This window comes from uncultured Campylobacter sp., from assembly GCF_938031315.1.
Taxonomy (GTDB): Bacteria; Campylobacterota; Campylobacteria; order Campylobacterales; family Campylobacteraceae; genus Campylobacter_B.
Window position 1 is genome coordinate 1 of record NZ_CALHHT010000342.1, and the last position, 1028, is coordinate 1028.

General features: G+C 49.0%; 2 protein-coding genes. Both read right to left on the bottom strand.

Going from position 1 to position 1028, the window contains the following annotated elements:
- On the bottom strand, positions 1-769 hold a 769-nt coding region (locus Q0236_RS08220; RefSeq protein WP_297916789.1), incomplete at its 3' end, for a MotA/TolQ/ExbB proton channel family protein.
- A gap of 1 nt (position 770) precedes the next feature.
- A partial coding sequence (locus tag Q0236_RS08225) for a class II fructose-bisphosphate aldolase (protein WP_297916792.1) occupies positions 771-1028 on the bottom strand: 258 nt, incomplete at its 5' end.

Sequence of the window (1028 nt, forward strand, 5' to 3'; positions counted from 1 at the left end):
GGTTTAGCCCATCTGAAAAGCTTGTCGAAGCCATAGCCGCGAACGAGCGCGAAATATCTGCGTTTGCGTTTAAAATTTCGCTCAGATAGCCCTGCGTGATCTCGTCTTTGTTCCAGAAGAAATTTTTAGTGGAATTTTTGTATTTGATCAGCAGGCGCTCATATTTGCTGATGCCTTTTTTCTCGAAATATATCCACCAAAGCGCCAAAAAAATTCCATAGATCGAGACGTAAAACGCCGTTCCCACGCCGCCTAGAAGCTGCGCGATCTCGGTTTCGAGCCCGTCGATATTGCTTGAAGAAAAATGCGGCATCGAAATCGCAATCGAGATGAAGGTGCCTAAAATTCCGAGCATCGGAAAGACCGCCGCCGCGACGGAAGCGTAGTTTTGGTTCCGCAGTGAGTAGCCGTATTCATCGACGAAAAGATCAAATTTAGCGTCCGATTTCTTTTTGCCGCCGATGCTTAAGAGGTTGGCGACGATGTAGTTTTTAAGCTCAGACTTAAAATCGTCGATATTGTTTTCAAAATTTGAGCAGCCGTATTCGGCGTTGTGGCGGGCCAAAACCAGCGCTATGATGAGCAAAACCGCAAGCATCAAGATCGAGTGCATCTCGACTTTTAGTCCGATGAGCCCCAAATAACCCAGCAAAAACACCGCAAAAACGGCTATCGGAAGCGCTGTGATTTTGAAAAAGACGCCCGCTAGCGAGCGCTCCCTCGCCTCGGGCAGCGTGATATCCAATACTTCGTTATTCGAGTGCTCCATCTTAGTTCCTGTTTAGGCAATTTAAATTTTCAAATGCGACTTGCAAACGGCGCGTCATGCTCTGCTCGCCCGCCCTCAGCCATTTGCGCGGATCGTAGAATTTTTTATTCGGCTTGTCCTCGCCCTGCGGGTTTCCGATTTGGCCTTGCAGATACGCCCTATTTTCAGCCTCGTATCCGCGCACGCCGTCCCAAAACGCCCACTGAGTGTCGGTGTCGATATTCATCTTTACCACGCCGTAGCTCACGGCTGCCTTGAT